14 protein-coding genes and 1 tRNA gene are annotated in these 17,384 nt (G+C 74.0%); 6 read left to right on the top strand and 9 right to left on the bottom strand.

Annotated elements, in window-relative coordinates; genetic code table 11:
* Positions 1–5: 5 nt before the first annotated feature.
* On the bottom strand, positions 6–2,261 hold the full coding sequence (locus ACIQF6_RS22890) for a heavy metal translocating P-type ATPase (RefSeq protein WP_400897804.1): 2,256 nt from the start codon (positions 2,259–2,261) through the stop codon (positions 6–8).
* Between the two features lie 68 nt (positions 2,262–2,329).
* Entirely contained in the window at positions 2,330–2,548 is a 219-nt protein-coding gene (locus ACIQF6_RS22885) for a heavy-metal-associated domain-containing protein (RefSeq protein ID WP_400897802.1), read from the bottom strand.
* 280 nt (positions 2,549–2,828) lie between these two features.
* Here ACIQF6_RS22885 and ACIQF6_RS22880 point away from each other — a divergent pair, with 280 nt between their 5' ends.
* Positions 2,829–3,980: a PP2C family protein-serine/threonine phosphatase gene (locus tag ACIQF6_RS22880; protein ID WP_400897800.1), complete on the top strand. Its 1,152-nt coding sequence runs from the start codon at positions 2,829–2,831 to the stop codon at positions 3,978–3,980.
* Between the two features lie 53 nt (positions 3,981–4,033).
* Here the strand turns inward: ACIQF6_RS22880 and ACIQF6_RS22875 are convergent, their stop codons facing one another.
* Entirely contained in the window at positions 4,034–5,722 is a 1,689-nt protein-coding gene (locus ACIQF6_RS22875) for a bifunctional 3'-5' exonuclease/DNA polymerase (RefSeq protein ID WP_400897798.1), read from the bottom strand.
* Positions 5,723–5,877: 155 nt separating this feature from the next.
* Here ACIQF6_RS22875 and ACIQF6_RS22870 point away from each other — a divergent pair, with 155 nt between their 5' ends.
* Positions 5,878–7,902: a M3 family metallopeptidase gene (locus ACIQF6_RS22870; RefSeq protein ID WP_400897796.1), complete on the top strand. Its 2,025-nt coding sequence runs from the start codon at positions 5,878–5,880 to the stop codon at positions 7,900–7,902.
* A 139-nt stretch (positions 7,903–8,041) separates the two neighbouring features.
* On the opposite strand, the gene ACIQF6_RS22865 is transcribed toward ACIQF6_RS22870, so the two are convergent.
* Positions 8,042–9,232 carry a glycoside hydrolase family 5 protein gene (locus ACIQF6_RS22865; protein WP_400897794.1) on the bottom strand — a complete coding sequence of 397 codons (1,191 nt, stop codon included), beginning with the start codon at positions 9,230–9,232 and terminating at the stop codon, positions 8,042–8,044.
* 101 nt (positions 9,233–9,333) lie between these two features.
* Entirely contained in the window at positions 9,334–9,954 is a 621-nt protein-coding gene (locus ACIQF6_RS22860; protein WP_400897792.1) for a TetR family transcriptional regulator, read from the bottom strand.
* A 143-nt stretch (positions 9,955–10,097) separates the two neighbouring features.
* Between ACIQF6_RS22860 and ACIQF6_RS22855 the strand changes: the two genes are divergently transcribed.
* Positions 10,098–11,315 carry an acyl-CoA dehydrogenase family protein gene (locus ACIQF6_RS22855; protein ID WP_400897790.1) on the top strand — a complete coding sequence of 406 codons (1,218 nt, stop codon included), beginning with the start codon at positions 10,098–10,100 and terminating at the stop codon, positions 11,313–11,315.
* A gap of 33 nt (positions 11,316–11,348) precedes the next feature.
* Here the strand turns inward: ACIQF6_RS22855 and ACIQF6_RS22850 are convergent, their stop codons facing one another.
* The 3 genes from ACIQF6_RS22850 to ACIQF6_RS22840 form a co-directional block, all read right to left on the bottom strand.
* Entirely contained in the window at positions 11,349–11,936 is a 588-nt protein-coding gene (locus ACIQF6_RS22850; RefSeq protein ID WP_400897788.1) for a hypothetical protein, read from the bottom strand.
* 93 nt (positions 11,937–12,029) lie between these two features.
* The gene (locus tag ACIQF6_RS22845; protein WP_400897786.1) at positions 12,030–12,854 is read right to left on the bottom strand and encodes an enoyl-CoA hydratase/isomerase family protein; all 825 of its coding nucleotides are present in this window, start codon (positions 12,852–12,854) and stop codon (positions 12,030–12,032) included.
* A 78-nt stretch (positions 12,855–12,932) separates the two neighbouring features.
* Entirely contained in the window at positions 12,933–13,490 is a 558-nt protein-coding gene (locus ACIQF6_RS22840; protein ID WP_400897784.1) for a GNAT family N-acetyltransferase, read from the bottom strand.
* 60 nt (positions 13,491–13,550) lie between these two features.
* On the opposite strand from ACIQF6_RS22840, the gene ACIQF6_RS22835 reads away from it, so the two are divergent.
* Positions 13,551–14,183, top strand: coding sequence for a TetR/AcrR family transcriptional regulator (locus tag ACIQF6_RS22835; RefSeq protein ID WP_400897782.1), 633 nt, complete (start codon positions 13,551–13,553; stop codon positions 14,181–14,183).
* Between the two features lie 50 nt (positions 14,184–14,233).
* Here ACIQF6_RS22835 and ACIQF6_RS22830 read toward each other — a convergent pair.
* Positions 14,234–14,306: transfer RNA gene (locus ACIQF6_RS22830), tRNA-Arg, on the bottom strand.
* A gap of 571 nt (positions 14,307–14,877) precedes the next feature.
* On the opposite strand from ACIQF6_RS22830, the gene ACIQF6_RS22825 reads away from it, so the two are divergent.
* Both ACIQF6_RS22825 and ACIQF6_RS22820 read left to right on the top strand, forming a co-directional pair.
* The gene (locus ACIQF6_RS22825; protein ID WP_400897780.1) at positions 14,878–15,546 is read left to right on the top strand and encodes a single-stranded DNA-binding protein; all 669 of its coding nucleotides are present in this window, start codon (positions 14,878–14,880) and stop codon (positions 15,544–15,546) included.
* Between the two features lie 337 nt (positions 15,547–15,883).
* Positions 15,884–17,203 (top strand): Cys-Gln thioester bond-forming surface protein, encoded by a 1,320-nt coding sequence (locus ACIQF6_RS22820; protein WP_400897839.1) that lies wholly within the window; start codon positions 15,884–15,886, stop codon positions 17,201–17,203.
* Positions 17,204–17,384 lie beyond the last annotated feature (181 nt).

The following is a 17,384-nucleotide window of genomic DNA, read 5'->3' as shown; positions in this document are numbered from 1 at the left end:
GACGGTCAGACCGGTCGGAAGTTGCGCAGCCGCAGGCTGTTGGTGACCACGAAGACCGAGGAGAAGGCCATGGCGGCTCCGGCGATCATCGGGTTGAGCAGGCCGGTGGCGGCCAGCGGCAGGGCGGCGACGTTGTAGGCGAAGGCCCAGAACAGGTTGCCCTTGATGGTGGCGAGGGTCCGGCGGGACAGCCGGATGGCGTCCGCCGCCGAGCGGAGGTCGCCGCGCACCAGGGTCAGGTCGGCGGCCTCGATGGCGGCGTCGGTGCCGGTGCCGATGGCCAGGCCCAGGTCGGCCTGGGCGAGGGCCGCGGCGTCGTTGACGCCGTCGCCGACCATCGCGACCGTCCGGCCCTCCTGCTGGAGGCGGCGCACGGTGGCGACCTTGTCCTCCGGCAGCACTTCGGCGATCACGTCCTCGGCGGGGATGCCGACCTCGGCCGCCACCGACTCCGCGACCGTCCGGTTGTCACCGGTCAGCAGGACGGGGCGCAGGCCCAGTGCCCGCAGCTCGGCGATCGCTGCCGCGCTGGTCGGCTTCACCGCGTCCGCGACCTCCAGCACGGCCCGCGCCGCACCGTCCCAGCCGACCGCGATCGCGGTCCGACCGGCCCGCTCGGCCGCGGCCCTGGCGTCGGCGAGGGCGGGCGGCAGGGGCGTGCCGGAGAGCAGTGCGGCGCGTCCGGCGACCACCGCGTGGCCGTCGACCACGCCCTGCACGCCGAGGCCCGGAACGTTCTCGAAGCCTTCGACGGCGGGCAGTTCGCCGAGCCGGTCCTGCGCGGCGGTGGCCACGGCCTGGGCGATCGGGTGCTCGGAGGCGTGCTCCAGTGCGCCGGCCAGCCGCAGGGCCTCGTCCTCGGTGGTGCCCGGGGCGGTGTGTACGGCGGTCAGGGTCATCCGGCCGGTGGTCACGGTGCCGGTCTTGTCGAGGACGACGGTGTCGACCTTGCGGGTGTTCTCCAGCACCTCGGGGCCCTTGATCAGGATGCCCAGCTGGGCGCCGCGGCCGGTGCCGACCAGCAGCGCGGTCGGGGTGGCCAGGCCCAGGGCGCAGGGGCAGGCGATGATCAGCACCGCGACGGCCGCGGTGAAGGCCTCGGTGGGGCTGTCGGAGGCCAGCAGCCAGGCGGCCAGGGTGCCGAGGGCGATCAGGATGACGGCGGGCACGAAGACCGCGGAGATCCGGTCGGCGAGGCGCTGGGCGGCGGCCTTGCCGTTCTGCGCGTCCTCGACCAGCTTCGCCATCCGCGCCAGCCGGGTGTCCGCACCGACCCGGGTGGCCTCGACCACCAGCCGGCCGCCGGCGTTGACGGTGGCGCCGGTGACGGGGTCGCCGACGGCGACCTCGACGGGCACGGATTCGCCGGTCAGCATCGACGCGTCCACCGCGGAGCTGCCCTCGACCACCGTGCCGTCGGTGGCGATCTTCTCGCCGGGGCGGACCACGAACCGGTCGCCGACAGCGAGCCGGTCGACCGGGACGCGGGTCTCCCGGCCGTCGCGCAGCACCGCCACGTCCTTCGCGCCGAGGTTCAGCAGGGCGTGCAGGGCGGCGCCGGCGCGGCGCTTGGAGCGGGCCTCCAGCCAGCGGCCGAGCAGGATCAGGGCGGTGACGGCGGCGGCGGTCTCCAGGTACAGGGTGGAGGAGGCGCCGGTGCGGTCGACGGTGAAGCTGAAGGAGTGCCGCATGCCGGTCATGCCGGCGTGGCCCCAGAACAGGGCCCACACGGACCAGCCGAAGGCCGCCAGGGTGCCGAGCGAGACCAGGGTGTCCATGGTGGCGGCGCCGTGCCGGGCGTTGGTCCAGGCGGCACGGTGGAACGGCCATCCGCCGTACACCACGACGGGGCCGGTGAGGGCGAAGGCCAGCCACTGCCAGTTGTCGAACTGCAGGGCCGGGACCATCGAGAGCAGCACCACCGGGAGGCTCAGCGCGGTGCTGATCAGCAGCCGGTCGCGCAGCGGGTCGCGTTCCGGGGCGGGCGAAGGGGCTTCGGGTTCGGGTTCCGGCGGGGGCGGGAGTTCGGCGGTGTAGCCGGTCCGCTCCACGGTGGCGATCAGGTCGGTGACGCTGGTGCCGGGGCCGAAGTCCACCCGGGCCTTCTCGGTCGCGAAGTTGACGCTCGCCTCGACGCCGTCGATCCGGTTCAGCTTCTTCTCGATCCGGGCGGCGCAGGAGGCGCAGGTCATGCCGCCGATCGCCAGTTCGACGCGCTCCCGGGGCCCGGCCGGGGCGGCGGGATCGGTGGTGGTGCTCATCGGCTCGTTCTCTCTCGGCGGCGGTGCGGGGGGTGGCCCGGGAGGCCCGGACCGCCCCCGCGGGAGGGTCAGGCGGCCTGGCCGACCAGCTCGTAGCCGGCCTCGTCCACGGCGGCGGCGATCTGCTCGTCGCTGAGCGGGGATTCGGCGGTCACCGTGACGGTGCCGGCCTTGGCGTCGGAGGAGACCGCGGTGACGCCCGGCAGGCCGGAGACCTCGCCGTTGATCGCCTTCTCGCAGTGGCCGCAGCTCATGCCGCTGACGGTGTAGGTGACGGTGCTGGACATGGTGACCTCCGGACGCTCGCTGCTTGTACCAACGTCAACAGCATACCCCCCAGGGGTATTCCGTCCAGGGGTGGGCGACGGTTTTCTCCCCGGGCCCGTCCCCGAGCCTAGTCCGCGCATCCCGCCCGCCCGCACCGCCGGGCGCCGCGCCGCGGGACCGTCCCCAGCTGCCGCTGCGAGCAGTCGGACCACCCCGGCGGCGCTCGTCCCGCGGGGCGGGGCGGGGCGAACGGAGGTCCGATATGTTCGAAACGTGCCCAGTTGGCGCCGGGATCGTTCGGTGGCCGCCGGGAGCGGCGACGTGCCGCCCTCCTGGCGCCGGGCCGCGCTGCTCGCCGACCTGCAGGACGTCCCCCCGCTGCTGCGCGCCGCACCCTCGCTGCTGGCCATCGGCCTGGTGGCGCTGGCCGACGTGCTGGCCGGGCCGAGCACCTACCTGGCGCCGCTGATGGTCGTCGTGCCGTCCGTCGCCGCGCTCACCCTCAGACCGCGCGAGCTGCTCGGGGTGTGCCTGCTCGGCCTGGTGGTGATGCTCGTCCTCAACCGCTACTACGACCGGGTCACCGCGCCGGCCGACAGCCGCTTCCTGTTCGGCGCGATGATCAGCTACGTCGTGCTGAGCGCGTTCAGCGCCTGGGTCGCCGACCTGAGGATGCGACGAGCCGAGGCCTTCGCCGCCGTCAGCTCGGTCGCGGAGGCCGCCCAACGGGCGCTGCTGAGCCAGCCCGACCCGGTCGTCGGGCCGCTGCGGCTGTCCGTGCGCTACGTCTCCGCCGCGGACGCCGCCCGGATCGGCGGAGACCTGTACTCCGTGCTGGACACCCCGCACGGCACCCGGGTGCTGGTCGGCGACGTCCGCGGCAAGGGGCTCGGCGCGGTGCAGACCGCCGCCGTGGTGCTCGGCGCGTTCCGCGAGGCCGCCTACGACGAGGAGCGGCTGCCGGACGTCGCCACCCGGATCGAGGCCAGCATGCACCGGCACGTCGCCGACGGGGAGTTCACCACCGCGCTGTTCGCCGAGTTCCGCGCCGCCGGCCACGTCGACCTGGTGCACCTCGGCCACGTGCCGCCGATCCGGGTCGCCGCCGACGGCCGCGCCGAGGTGCTGGAGGCCGCCGACCCGTGGCTGCCGCTCGGCCTCGGCGACCTCGCCGCCGGCGCACCCCGCTCGATCACCGTCCCGTTCGGCCCGCAGGACGTCCTGGTGCTGTGCACCGACGGCGTGATCGAGGCCAAGGGCCGGCGCTCCGGCGCGTTCTACCCGCTGGCCGAACGCGTCGGGCCGCTGGTCAAGGACGGCTGGCGCTCACTGACCGAGCTGGACACCGCCGTCGCCCGCCTCTACGGCGACCTGCTGGAGCACACCGGCGGCGGACTCGGCGACGACGCGCTGCTGCTGCTGATCAGCCGGCCGCCCCCGCCCGGGCGCTGAACGTCCGGGTGCTGAACGTCCGGGTGCTGGGCGTTCGGGCCCCGGGTGGGCGGTCATTTGGCGTCGCCGTAGCAGTCGACCACGGCTGTGCTGAGCGGGAAGCGGACCGGGGTGTCGCCGAAGACCAGGGCGGTGGCCTCCTCGGCGGCGGCGGCGACCTCGGCGGCCACCGCGTCGGCCAGGTCGGCCGGGGTGTGCACCACCACCTCGTCGTGCTGGAAGAACACCAGGTGCGGGCGGTCCGGGCCGGAACGCAGCGCGGACAGGCGGCGGCGCAGCGCTGCCAGCAGGGCCAGTGCCCAGTCGGCGCCGCTGCCCTGGATGACGAAGTTGCGGGTGAAGCGGCCGCGGGCGCGGGCCGAGCGGCCGGCCGCCTCGCCGGCCTCCGCGGCCTCGGTGAGGTCCAGCCAGTCCGCCGAGGGCGGCGGGCAGACCCGGCCCAGCCGGGAGGAGACCACGCCGCCGTCCTCGCCGGTGCGGGCCGCGGCCTCCACGTAGCCCATCGCGGCCGGGTAGCGGCGGCGCAGCGTGTTCAGCAGCGGGCCGATGCCGCCGCCGGTCTGGCCGTACATCGCGCCCAGCAGGCCCAGCTTGGCCTTCTCCCGGTCGCCCTGGAAGGCGCTGGCGGCGAGTGCCTCGTACAGGTCGCCGCCGGCGGCGGTGCGGGCCAGGCCGCGGTCTCCGGACAGCGCGGCCAGCACCCGCGGCTCCAGTTGCGCGGCGTCCGCGACGACCAGCAGCCAGCCCGGGTCGGCGACCACGGCGCGGCGCAGGGTGCGCGGGATCTGGAGCGCGCCGCCGCCGCGGGACGCCCAGCGGCCGGTGACCACGCCGCCGACCACGTACTCGGGGCGGAACCGGCCGCCGCGCGCCCACGCGGCCTGCCAGGCCCAGCCGTGTGCCGCGTACAGCCGCGACAGCTCCTTGTAGCGGATCATCAGGGCCGCCGCCGGGTGGTCGACCGCCTTCAGCTCCCAGGAGCGGGTGGAGGACAGCTGGATGCCGCGGTCGGCGAACGCCTTGATCACCTGGGTGTGCGAGTCCAGGTTGAACGGGCGGGCGCCGAGCGCCTGTTGGACCTCCAGGGCGAGTTCGGACAGCCGCGACGGCAGGGTGCCGGGCAGGGCCGGGCGCGGGCCGAGCAGCTCGGTCAGCAGCGTGTCGTGCACGTCGGTGCGCCACGGCAGCCCGTCGTGCGCCATCTCGCAGGCCAGCAGCGCCCCCGCCGACTCGGCCGCCACCAGCAGCCGGAACCGGGCCCTGGCCGCCGGGTCGTCGATCGCCGCGAGCCGCCGCAGCTGCTCCGCGTGGACGGCCACCGTGGCGTCCAACGCGTCGGTGCTGGGCGGCAGTTGGAGCCGGTCCGGGGCGAACAGGCCGTCCTCGTCGGGCAGTGCGCCCTCCGGCAGGTCGGCCGGCACCGGTAGCCCGTGCAGCCGCGCCCACGCCGCGCCGAGCGAACGCGGCGCGCCGAACCGGCCCTCGTGGCCGAGCAGCAGCGTCTCGGTCAGCCGCAGGTCGTGGCAGCGCGCCACCCGCTCCGGCAGGTCGGCCAGCAGCGGGCCGTACGCGGTGTCGGCGGTCGGCCACACCCAGCGCGGCGCGTGCTCGGCCTCCACCGCGGCCACCGCCTCGGCCAGCCTCGGCACCTGCTCGGCCGGGCCGAGCGGGGCGCCGTCCTCGGCCAGCGGGCGCAGCCGCCCGCCCGGGCCGTGCGGGTCGGGCACCAGGGCGTAACGCACGGGCGGCGGCTCCTCTCGGGCTCTGCACGGCAGGGTCGGGTACGGCAGATGGTGGACCTGTCGACGGTAGCCGGTACCGCTGACAGTTGCCGTGCGGAGCACAGCCGGGGATTCGGTGTTCCGCCCACGCGTTGCGACCAATAGGGTCGGCGAACATGAGCGACAATCCCTTCTTCTCGCCCAGCACCCTGGTGTACGAGCTCCCGCCCTTCGCCGAGATCCGGGAAGAGCACTACCGTCCGGCGTTCGAGCGCGGCATGGCCGACCAGCTCGCCGAGATCGCCGCGATCGTCGCCGACCCGGAGCCGCCGACCTTCGACAACACCGTGGTGGCGCTGGAACGTTCCGGTGCGGTGCTGCGCCGGGTGCGGGTGGTGTTCGAGAACCAGGACGCCTCCGACACCACCCCCGGCGTCCAGGCGCTGGACGCCGAGATCAGCCCCCTGCTGGCCGCGCACCACGACGCCATCCACCTGGACGCGGCGCTGTTCGCCCGCCTCGACGCCCTGTACGGGACCCGCCACGAACTCGGTCTGGACGCCGAGTCGCTGCGCCTGCTGGAGCGCCGCCACACTGCCTTCGTCCGGGCCGGCGCCCGCCTCGACCGGGCCGGCCAGGAGCGGCTGCGCGAGATCAACACCCGGCTCGCGGCCGACGCCGCCGCGTTCCGCAAGAACACCCACGAGGCTTCGCTGGCCGGTGCGATCGTGGTGGACAGCGCCGAGGCGCTCGACGGGCTGCCCGCCGGTGCGATCGCCTCCGCGGCCGAGAACGCCCGCGCCCTCGGCCACGACGGCAGCTGGGTGCTCAGCCTGAAGAACTTCTCCAACCAGACCGAACTCGACCGGCTCACCGACCGCGCGCTGCGCGAGCGCCTGCTCACCGCCTCGCTGCGGCGCGGCCTGGACACCAACGGCCCGCTGGCCGCCCGGATGGCCGCGCTGCGCGCCGAACGCGCCGCACTGCTCGGCTACGCCAGCCACGCCGCGTACGTGGTCGCCGACGAGACCGCCGGCACCGTCGAGGCGGTCGGCGCGATGCTCGGCCGCCTGGTCGGCCCCGCCGTCGCCAACGCGCAGCGCGAGGCCGCCGAGCTGGCCGCCGCCGCTGCCGCCGACGGCGTCGACGAACTCGCCGCGCACGACTGGGCGTTCTACGCCGAGAAGGTGCGCGCCGAGCGCTATGACGTGGACACCGCGGCGCTGCGCCCGTACTTCGAGCTGGAGCGGGTGCTGCAGGACGGCGTGTTCTTCGCGGCCGGCCTGGCGTACGGCCTGCGGTTCACCGAGCGGCCCGAGTTGACGGCCTACCACCCCGACGCGCGGGTGTTCGAGGTGAGCGACGCGGACGGGTCCGCGCTGGGCCTGTTCATCGGCGACTTCTACACCCGCGAGTCCAAGCGCGGCGGCGCGTGGATGAACGAACTGGTCTCGCAGTCCCGGATGCAGGGCCACAAGCCGGTGGTGGTCAACAACCTCAACATCGCCCGCCCGGCGGCGGGGGAGCCGGCGCTGCTCAGCTGGGACGAGGTGCGGACGCTGTTCCACGAGTTCGGGCACGCGCTGCACGGCCTGTTCTCGGACGTGCGGTACCCGCTGTTCGCGGGCACCGAGGTGCCCCGGGACTTCGTGGAATTCCCGTCCCAGGTCAACGAGATGTGGATGATCCGGCCCGAGGTGCTGGCCAACTACGCCCGCCACCACGTCACCGGGGAGCCGCTGCCCGCCGAGACGGTGCAGCGGATGCTGGCCGCCGAGAACTACGGGCAGGGCTTCCGGACGGTCGAGTACCTGGCCGCCGCGCTGCTCGACTGGGCGTGGCACTCGCTGCCCGCCGGGGCGAGCGTCGAGGACGCCGAGGAGTTCGAGGCGCGTGCCCTGGCCGAGGCGGGCGTCGCGATGGCGACGGTGCCGCCGCGGTACCGGACCGGGTACTTCAACCACGTGTTCTCGAACGGGTACAGCGCCGGGTACTACGCCTACATCTGGTCGGAGGTGCTGGACGCCGAGACGGTGGAGTGGTTCGGCGGCAACGGGCGCCCGGTGCGGGAGAGCGGCGAGCTGTTCCGGGCGGAGCTGCTGTCCCGCGGCGGGAGCCGGGACGCGATGGAGAGCGTGCGGGCGGTGCTGGGGCGGGAGCCTTCGATCGAGCCGCTGCTGGTCCGGCGCGGGCTGAACTAGGCGACGGGGCCGCAGGGCGCGCGGGTTCGTCGCGCGTGCCCTCGGCGCTGCCCGTGCGTGGTCGCCCGCGCAGTTCCCCGCGCCACTTCCGGGGCGCGGGGACGCGGCGGGGATCCGGAGAGTCCCGGTCGGGGCGCGGCTACTTCGCGAAGACGGGTCCGTAGCCGGGGGCGGGCAGGCCTGTCGGGGTGAGGGCGCAGTAGCCGCCGTTGCCCCGGCACCAGTACCACATGGTCCAGCCGGCGGCGAAGCCGTTCATCGCGGCGACCTGACGGCGGATCAGTTCGGCGTTGCCGGGGGTGGCGGCGCCGGGCGGGCCCCATTCGCCGACCAGGACCGGCAGGCGGTGGGCGCGGGGGTAGGCGGTGACGGCGGCGGTGTAGGCGTCGACGAAGCCGTCCGCGGGGTTCCAGTCCTGGCCGGCCTCGACGGCGGTGTCGTAGAAGTGCGGGGCGTAGCCGATCCGGTCGGCGCCGGGGCGGGGGTCGGCGAAGGCGGGGAGCCGGGTGGGGACGCCCTGGCCGACCAGCACGGTGGGTTCGACGAACAGCCAGGCGTCGTGGTCGACCTGACGGACCGCCGCGATCAGGCGGCGGTACATGGCGGGGAGCCGGCCCTGTTCGAGGGCGGCGGAGGCGGCGGCGAGCACGGCGGGGTCGGTGGGGTCGCCGTCCACCGGGCCGAACGGCTCGTTGAACAGGTCGTAGCCCAGCAGGGCGCGGTGGCCGCGCAGTTCGCGGGCGACGGTGGTGTACAGGTCGGCCTGGGCGCGTTGCAGGTCGCGGTCGTCGTAGAGGTGGCGGAAGGCGGCCTGGACGGCGGGCTGGAAGTAGCCGGCGAACCAGTCGTCGGGGTCGGGCGTGAACGGCAGGCCGTCGTCACGGGTGGCCCAGGCGGGTGCGCCGCCGTCGCCGCCGAGGAAGCCCTGCCCGTAGACGTCCTGGTGGAAGTCGACGACGGCGTACAGGCGGTACTTCTCGGCCCAGTCCAGGATGCGGTGCAGCCGCGCGAGTTGGGCCTTGTCGTAGCGGCCGGGGGCGGGTTCGAGGCGGGCCCAGGAGACGGCGACGCGGATCAGGCCGAAGCCGTGCGCGGCGAGGTCGCGCAGGTCGGCCTCGGTGGTCTCGTCGTACTTGTCGAGGTTGAAGCCGCGCAGGTCGAGGACGCGGCCCCACCGGTCGGTGAAGGCGGTACGGCCGTCGGCGAGGGTGGTGGCGGAGACCTTGCGGGCGTCGAACGGTGCGCGGTCGGCGGGCGGGCCGGCCGAGACGGTGCCGAGGACGGCGGCGGCGGTGAGCAGCAGGGCGGCGGCGGAGCGGCGGACGCGCACAGGGCACCTCGCGGCGGGGTGGGGGAGGGTGGGGTGCGCCGATCCTGCCGGAGCCGCCCCCGCCGCACAAGAGGTGAGACCTGCTCATGTTTGACGGGCGGTCAGGCCTCCGGCCGGGCCTCCGGGGCGGCGAGCATCGGCGGCAGGTCGGCGGCGGCGGAGAGCCGGCCCCACAGCAGGTCGGCGAGCGCCTGCACCATCCGGGCGCGCGGGCAGGGGTGGGTCTCCAGCCACCAGTCGCCGGCCGCCAGCACCATGCCGGTGATCGAGCGGCCCCAGGTCTCGGAGAGCAGCGGGCCGTCCTGGCCGAGGTCGATCTGCTGCTGGATGGCGCGGGTGATCTCCTCGGCGATCTGCCGCAGCGCGGGCGCCAGCGCGTTGCCCGCGCCGGTGGGGTCGCCGGGCTCGGGGTGGGTGAGCAGCCGGTACACCTGCGGGCGGGACTCGATCGCGGCCAGGTAGACGTCCAGCACGTGCTCGACCCGGTCGCGGCGCTCCAACGGCTCGTTCAGCGCGGCGCGGACGGCGGCCAGCAGTCCGCTCGTGTGACGTTCCGTCAGCGCGCCGATCAGGCCGTTCCGGTCGCCGAAGTGCCGGTACAGGATGGGCTTGGTGATGCCCGCCTCGGCGGCGATGGCGTTCATGCTGGCGCTCGGGCCCTCGCGCTGGACGACCCGGTCGGCGGCGTTGAGCAGTTGTTCGCGGCGGGGTTCGGTGGACATGCGCTGCTCCTCGTGCGGGTGGGGCCTGGACGGGCGTTGACACCGGTTACCTATCGGTAGCAGACTCGCCGCCATGTTACCGGAGGTAACAGCGCAGTGGCGCGGACGCTCCGGCCCGCACTCCCGTCTCCTGGAGGCCGATCATGACCACCTTCTCGCTCGACCCCGGGCCGGACCAGATCGCCGTCCGCGACTGGCTGCACGGCTTCGCCGCCGACGTCATCCGGCCGGCCGCCGCCGAGTGGGACGAGCGCGAGGAGACCCCCTGGCCGATCATCCAGGAGGCCGCGAAGATCGGCATCTACTCGCTCGACTTCTACGCCCAGCAGTTCTTCGACCCGTCCGGAGTCGGCATCCCGATCGCCATGGAGGAGCTGTTCTGGGGCGACGCCGGCATCGGCCTGGCCATCACCGGCACCACCCTGGCCGCCGTCGCGGTGCTGGCCAACGGCACCGACGAGCAGATCGGCACCTGGGCGCCGCAGATGTTCGGCACCCCCGACGACGTCAAGGTCGCCGCGTTCTGCTCCTCCGAGCCCGACGCCGGCTCCGACGTCTCCGCGCTGCGCACCCGCGCCGTCTACGACCAGGCCAAGGACGAGTGGGTGCTCAACGGCACCAAGACCTGGGCCACCAACGGCGGCATCGCGCACGTCCACGTGGTGGTCGCCACCGTCGACCCCGAGCTCGGCGCGCGCGGCCAGGCGTCCTTCCTGGTCCCGCCCGGCACCAAGGGCCTGAGCCAGGGTCAGAAGTTCAAGAAGCACGGCATCCGCGCCTCGCACACCGCCGAGGTCGTCCTCGACGACGTCCGGATCCCCGGCCACTGCCTGCTCGGCGGCAAGGAGAAGCTGGACGCCCGCCTCGCCCGGGCCCGCGAGGGCGCCAAGGGCGGCGGCAAGAACGCGGCGATGGCCACCTTCGAGGCCTCCCGCCCGGCCGTCGGCGCGCAGGCCATCGGCATCGCCCGGGCCGCGTACGAGGTCGCCCTGGACTACGCCAGGACCCGGGTCCAGTTCGGCAGGCCGATCATCGAGAACCAGGGCGTCGCCTTCCAGCTGGCCGACATGCTGACCCGGATCGACGCCGCCCGGCTGCTGGTCTGGCGCGCCTCCTGGATGGCCGTCAACAACCGGCCGTTCACCAACGCCGAGGGCTCGATGTCCAAGCTGTACGCCGGCGAGACGGCCAAGTTCGTCACCGCCCAGGCCATGCAGATCCTCGGCGGCAACGGCTTCACCCGCGAGTACCCGGTCGAACGGATGCACCGCGACAGCGCGATCTACACCGTCTTCGAGGGCACCAGCGAGATCCAGCGCCTGGTCATCGCCCGCGCCATCTCGGGCGCCCCGATCCGCTGACCCGACGCCGATCCGACGCCGACCCGGCGGTCGTCAGCGGGCGGCCCAGAAGGCCAGCCCGGCCGCGACCGCCCCCACCAGCGTGCCGACCGCCGTCTGGGCCGGGGTGTGGTCCCGCAGCACCACGCGGGACCACCCCACCAGCGCCACCCCGGGCAGCAGGAGCAGCCACCACGGGCCGAGCGCGATCGCGGTGCAGACGATGGCGCCGCTGAGCACGGCGGTGTGCACCGAGACCTTCCACCACACCGTGATCACCATGATCGGCACCAGCGAGGCGAACATCGCCAGCACCATCGCCGTCATGTCGGCCGGAGCGTCCAGGAAGATCATGGTCAGCAGGCTGACCAGCACCGACGCCATGATGAACGGGATCACCACCAGTCGGCGGCGGCGCTGGCCGACGTGCCGGTCCTCGATGTTGCCCCGGCGCACCCCGCGGGCGATGAACCAGGTCGGTATCACCGCGGCGAACAGCGCGGCGAACGCCGCCCAGGCCAGCCCGGTCCAGCCGTAGCGGACCACGCCGATCAGCGGCAGCACCGCGATGATCACGTTCTTCGGCTCCACGCCGTTGGTGATCCGGGTGGCCCAGGAGGTCTCGGCGGCGGGGGTGGACATGCTGCTCCTTCGGTCGGGCCGGATTCGCGGTGTGACGATCCGATCATCGGAGATTGTGCAGCACTTCCGAACGGCCCCGGGCCGCAGGGCCGGTCAGAACGTCGGCTCGCGCCGCTCCAGGAACGCCGCCAGGCCCTCGCGGACGTCCGGCGCGGTGCGGGAGGCGCGCTCCCAGGGCTCCAGGGCGGCGGCGGCCGCCTCCGGGGCGACCGCCAGGGCGGCCTTCACCGCGCCGATGGTCTGCGCGGAACGGCGCGTCAGCAGGCGGGCGAACTCGCGCGCCCGGTCGTCGAGTTCGGCGTCCGGAAGGACCTCGTCCAGCAGACCGAAGCGCTCGGCGCGGGCGGCCGGGACGAGGGCGCCGGAGAACAGCAGGTACTTGGCCCGGGCCGGGCCCACCAGGGCGGCCAGGCGGAGGGTGGGCACCGCCGGGTACACCACGCCGAGCTTGGCCGGGGTGATCCCGAGCCGGGAGTGCTCGGCGGCGAAGCGCAGGTCGCAGGCGACGGCCAGCTGGCAGCCGCCGCCCACGCAGGCGCCCCGGATCACCGCGATCGTCGGCCGGGGGAACGCCGCCAGCGCCTCCTCGGCCGCGACGTTCAGCGCGTGGTAGGCGTCCGCGGCCGCCGGGTCGGCGTAGGTGTCGGCGAGTTCGTCGATGTCCGCACCCGCCGAGAAGGCGCCACCCGCGCCGGTCAGCAGCAGCGCCCGGACGTCGGTGCGGGCGCCCAGCCCGGCCAGCAGGCCCGGCAGCGCCCGCCACATGGCGCCGGTCACCGCGTTGAGGCGCTTCGGCCGGTCCAGCAGCACCGTCGCCACCCCGTCCGCGCCGACCCAGCAGCGCAGGCCGTCCACGCCGGTCGGCAGCTCGGCGTCCCCGGGGCCGGGGCGGTCGAGCGGGTCGGTGCTCGGGGACATCGCGGCCTCCGGGAAGCGGGGAAGGGGACGGACCGTCAGCCTTCCACAGCGCGCCGGGCGTTCACCAGGTGATCCGGATCAGGCGGAGGCGTTCCGCGCCCGCCACTCCGGGGCCAGCATCGACCAGACCTCCAGGTCCAGACGCTCGCCGCGGTGCTCGGTGGCCTGGCGCATCGTCCCGTCCAGCGTCATGCCCAGGCGCCGGGCGACCGCGCGGCTGGCCGGGTTCACCGTGGAGTTCCACCACTCGGCACGGTGCAGGCCGCGCTCGACCAGCGCGTAGTCCAGCAGGTGCCGGACCGCGGTGGTGATCAGGCCGCGGCCGCGGCCGGCCGGCTCGGTCCAGGCGCCGATCTCGCACACCCCGCCCCCGGTCTCGAACCGGACGAACATCACCCCGCCGATCAGGGTGCCGTCGAGCCAGATCCCGTAGATCCGGCCGGTGTCGCTGCTCTGCTTGTCGGCGTACCGCTGAAGGGTGTTGCGGGCCGACTCCAGGTCGGTGCTGATGCTCGCCCACGGGATGAACGGGTCGACGGTGGCCCGGGCGCGGTCCAGGTGCGCCAGGAACTCCTCGGCCTGCCACGGCTCCAGCGGGCGGAGCTCGGCGTCCTCGGCGAGTGCGACGGTGTACATGGGCGGCCCCTCCGGCGGTCCGGCATACATAACAAACGTTTGGTAGGTACCCTAGCGCGCATGACACCACCCGCCCGCGGAGACCACGAAGCCCGCCGCCGGGACGTCTCCGAGGCGGTCTGGCGGGTGCTCGCCGCCCGCGGCTTCGGCGGACTCACCCTGCGCGCCGTGGCCGCCGAACTCGGCGCCTCCACCGGGCTGCTCACCCACTACTTCCCCAACAAGCGGGCCCTGGTCGCACACGCGCTGGACGTCCTCGACCGGCAGGCCGCCGACCGCCGCCGCCCCGCCACCGAGGAGGCCGGCGCCGCCCGCGGCCTGCGGGTGCTGCGCGCCGCGCTGCTCGACATCCTGCCGCTGGACGGCGCCGGCGCGGCCGGCAACCGGATCTGGGTCGGCTCCTGGGACGCCGCGCTCACCGACCCCGGGCTGACCGCCGAACACGCCGAGCGCTACCGCCGGGCGCGGCGGCGGATGACCGAGCTGTGCGCCGAGGCGCAGGAACTGGGGGAGCTCCCCGCCGACCGGCCGGCCGCGGACCTCGCCGCGCTGGCCCAGTCCTTCGCGCTCGGACTGGTGGTGCAGGCGCTGTTCGCACCGGCCGAGTTCCCGCCCGGGCGTCAACGCGCCCTGCTGGACGACTTCCTGGCCGCGCTGGTGGCGGGGGAGCGGCCGGGCCCGGCCGGAGACTGACCGGGGCGGGGGTGGGGCTCCTCGGTGGGTCGCCGGGTCGGAGCCTGGTGTGCCCCCAGCAGGATTCGAACCTGCGACCTACCGCTTAGAAGGCGGGTGCTCTATCCGCTGAGCTATGGGGGCCGGGGTGTGACGTCGGCCCGCTTGCCGGGCCTGGGCACCGGGACGGGATGTTCCGGGACAGGATACGGGTGTTCAGTTCCGCCACCTGGACTTCGAAGACCGGACAGGGGTGTGTCGGCCTCCACGGGGCGGTCCGATAATCGCAGGTAGCGCTCTGGAGCGCAGCGCCCTGCGGCGTCCTGGAGCCGGACGTTGTGCAGTCGTTACGGGGCTGTCTCCCCACCCGTTATGCATTCGGCGCGGGAATCCCCACGTTGGCCCGCGGGTGGGGGCATTTTTGGGGGTTCGTTCAGCCGGATGACATGGACGGGGCGAGTTGACGCCCGCCCGTTCGGGGTTTCGGCGGTGGCGTTCGGGTGTCCTGCAGGTGCACGGCATGCCTTGTCGTGGACACGACTCCAGGTTCGTCACTTCAAGTGATCGATTCCGAACAGCAAATCACCACTATTTCACTCCTGCGGGTTACCCCGGTTTTCCACAGGGCCGAGTTTTCCACAGGAGAAGGGAAGTCGCTGGTCCGAATTCACCGGTGGGCGGGAGGATCTGTGCGCGGCGGAAATTCCGTCGATAAATGGCGGACCGGCCGGTGCGGCGGCCGGAGAACGGAGACGCGGAAATGGACGGCGCGCTGGTGACGATGGTCGGCAATGCGGCCTCGAATGTGACGTACCGGGAGACGGCCGGCGGGGTCGCCGTCGCCAGCTTCCGATTGGCCTCCACCGAGCGGCGGTTCGACCGCGAGCGCGGCGACTGGGCGGACGGCGAGACCACCTGGGTGACGGTGGTGGCCTGGCGGCGGCTCGCGGTCAACCTGGTCGGCTCGGTCGCCAAGGGGGATCCGGTACTGGTGAGCGGGCGGCTGCGGGTGCGCGAGTGGGGGGAGGAGGGCAGTCGGCGCACCGAGGTGGAGATCGACGCCCGCGCGGTGGGCCACGATCTCGCCCGCGGCACCTCGCTCTTCAAGCGCGCGGTGGAGGCCCGGGCGGCGGAGGCCGCAACGGCGGCGGCGCCGGGCGGTTCGGCGGCCGAGTGGCCGACCGGTCCGGCGCGGGGCGGTTCGCGGGCGGTGCGACTGGTGGAGGAGGCGGTGCCGGAGTGGATCGTCAAGGCGGTGGCGGCCCGCCGGGAGGCCGAGGCGGCGGCGGGCGCGGCGGGTGGGGCGGCGGCAGGTCCGGCCGGCGGTGGCGCCGGGCCCGCGGGGCCGGAGGGATCGGATGTGACGGAGGGGGTTCTGAACTGACGGATTCTGTGCACCCGAGGCGCCGTTCAGTGCAATCCTGATTGCCGCGGCGGTGGCTCGTGACTTTATGTCGACTCATCAACTCCCGCTGGCAGTGCGCTCCTTGATAACAAAACAGCCACGATATCGTCCTGATTTGCTACGGCCGCCGAGCGCTCCGGCGGCGTCAATAGGATGCGTCTGGTCCACACACGTGCAGCGGCGCCACAGGGGGTGCCGCTTTGCAGGGGGCGGGTTGCCATCGGCACGTCGCCGCCCGGAGGGATCGCACATGTTCCACAAGCAGAGGCAGGTAGCCTCCCGCGTCGTTGCTGTCATGCTCGCGTCGGGCTTGGTCGTGGGATCGGGGCTGATCGCCGCCGGCGCCGCCGCCGCGGACACCCCGGCGGGAGTGACGGCGAAGATCGTCAAGGGGGCGGACGACAAGGAGACCGTCCAGTACCTCGACCCCAAGACGAACAACTGGACCAACACCGAGGCCGGTCCGTTCTTCATCCGGATCGGCGACGCCGAGCCGCTGCTGCCGGTGTACTGCATAGACCTGCTGCAGGGCGCCTCCTGGCAGGCCACGTACAACGAGACGAGCTGGGACGAGAGCTCGCTCAAGAACAACCCGGGCTCCGGGCCGAAGATCCTCTGGATCCTGAAGAACTCCTACCCGACCGTCGGGGCGGACGCGCTGGCCACCGCCTCCGGCGTCACGGGCCTCACCAAGGCCGACGCGGCGGCCGGCACCCAGGTGGCGATCTGGTCGTTCTCCGACCCGAAGATCCAGGTCAAGCAGGGCAGCAAGCAGGCCGACGACTTCGCCAAGTGGCTGATCGCCCAGGCCAACGAGCACGGCAAGGACGGCGAGCCCAAGCCGACGCTGAGCCTCGACCCGGCCTCGGTCGGCGGCAAGCCCGGCACCTCCGTCGGCCCGATCACCGTCACCGCCGGCGGCGGCACCGCCTCGGTCTCGCTGAGCCTCGACGACGCGGGCAAGGACGCCAAGCTGTCGCTGGTCGACGACAAGGGCGCCGCGGTCAAGGACGTGAAGTCCGGCGACAAGTTCTTCGCCAAGATCCCGGCCGACGCCACCAACGGCCACGCCAGCATCACCGCCTCCGGCAAGGCCGCCGCCTCGGTCGGCCGGGCCTTCGTCGGCCGGATCGGCGACAAGCCCAGCCAGACGCTGATCCTGGCCGGCACCAACACCGTCCCGGTCGCCGCCGCCGCCTCCGTCACCTGGGGCCTCGGCGCCGTCCCGACCGCCGACGCGGCGATCGACTGCGCCAAGGGCGCCCTCGTGGTGACCCTCGGCAACAAGGGCGACAAGGACGCGGTGCTCACCGTCGGCGGCAAGGAGTACACCGTCGCGCCGAACGACACCAAGACGGTCACCCTCCCCGCCAAGGAGGACGAGCAGTACTCCTTCACCGTCACCGGCCCCGAGGGCTTCACCAAGACCTTCACCGGCCTGCTGAACTGCAAGACGGACAGCTCCACCACCACGCCGAGCCCGGCCCCGTCGCCCAGCGCCAGCGGCCCCGAGCTGGCCTCCACCGGTGGCGGCATGGGCACCGGCATCACCGCCTCGGTCGCCGGCGTCCTGGTCCTCGCCGGTGGCGCCGCGGTCTACGGCCTGCGCCGCCGCGGCCGCCACAGCCGCGCCTGACCCGCACGCTGACCCTCCCCGGCCACCCGCCGGGGAGGGGCGGCCCCGTCCCCGCAACCGAGGGGGCGGGGCCGTTCGCGTCCCCTGGCCGCCGCAGCCGCGGCCCGGCCGTTCGCCGCCCGCCCGCGGGACAGGCACCCAGGGCGTTCGGGGCGGCATCGGCCTTACGGCACAATGGAAC

The sequence above is a fragment of the Kitasatospora sp. NPDC092948 genome (assembly GCF_044754805.1).
GTDB lineage: Bacteria > Actinomycetota > Actinomycetes > Streptomycetales > Streptomycetaceae > Kitasatospora.
Note: the sequence above shows the minus strand (reverse complement) of the source record. Positions and strands in the feature narration are given on the sequence as shown.

What these genes read in the sequence shown, in the direction of transcription:
- ACIQF6_RS22840 (WP_400897784.1), bottom strand. Translation starts at nt 13,490, where the DNA reads ATGTACACCGTCGCACTCGCCGAGGACGCCGAGCTCCGCCCGCTGGAG.
- ACIQF6_RS22890 (WP_400897804.1), bottom strand. Translation starts at nt 2,261, where the DNA reads ATGAGCACCACCACCGATCCCGCCGCCCCGGCCGGGCCCCGGGAGCGC.
- ACIQF6_RS22825 (WP_400897780.1), top strand. Translation starts at nt 14,878, where the DNA reads ATGGCGGACCGGCCGGTGCGGCGGCCGGAGAACGGAGACGCGGAAATG.
- ACIQF6_RS22855 (WP_400897790.1), top strand. Translation starts at nt 10,098, where the DNA reads ATGACCACCTTCTCGCTCGACCCCGGGCCGGACCAGATCGCCGTCCGC.
- ACIQF6_RS22835 (WP_400897782.1), top strand. Translation starts at nt 13,551, where the DNA reads ATGACACCACCCGCCCGCGGAGACCACGAAGCCCGCCGCCGGGACGTC.
- ACIQF6_RS22860 (WP_400897792.1), bottom strand. Translation starts at nt 9,954, where the DNA reads ATGTCCACCGAACCCCGCCGCGAACAACTGCTCAACGCCGCCGACCGG.
- ACIQF6_RS22870 (WP_400897796.1), top strand. Translation starts at nt 5,878, where the DNA reads ATGAGCGACAATCCCTTCTTCTCGCCCAGCACCCTGGTGTACGAGCTC.
- ACIQF6_RS22850 (WP_400897788.1), bottom strand. Translation starts at nt 11,936, where the DNA reads ATGTCCACCCCCGCCGCCGAGACCTCCTGGGCCACCCGGATCACCAAC.
- ACIQF6_RS22845 (WP_400897786.1), bottom strand. Translation starts at nt 12,854, where the DNA reads ATGTCCCCGAGCACCGACCCGCTCGACCGCCCCGGCCCCGGGGACGCC.
- ACIQF6_RS22885 (WP_400897802.1), bottom strand. Translation starts at nt 2,548, where the DNA reads ATGTCCAGCACCGTCACCTACACCGTCAGCGGCATGAGCTGCGGCCAC.